The organism is Seonamhaeicola marinus, from assembly GCF_008085455.1.
The window spans coordinates 1-378 of the sequence record NZ_VSDQ01000035.1; the positions used below are offsets into that span (position 1 = coordinate 1).

Genomic DNA, 378 nt, shown 5'->3' on the forward strand with positions numbered 1-378 from the left:
AGATAAATACAAAGATTCTGCTAAAGATTCTGGTATTATCGGTCATTTTGGATTAGGATTCTACTCTGCGTTTATGGTAGCCGAAAAGGTTGAAATTATAACAAAATCATTTAAAGATGAACCTGCTGCACATTGGACTTGTGATGGATCGCCTGAATTCACTCTAGAAGCTGCCGATAAAACTGAAAGAGGTACTGAAATCATCCTTCATATTGCTGAAGATTCTACAGAATTTCTTGAAGAATCGCGCATTCGTGAACTTTTAAATAAATACAACAAATTTATGCCTGTACCAATTAAATTTGGTACTAAGGAAATTAACGATCCTGAGCACGAACCAGCAACAATTACTGATAAAGACGGTAAAGAAACTAAAGA

1 pseudogene is annotated in these 378 nt (G+C 34.9%); it reads left to right on the plus strand.

The window, feature by feature from the left end:
* Window positions 1-378: pseudogene (locus FUA24_RS00230) on the plus strand (molecular chaperone HtpG); the annotation flags it as partial.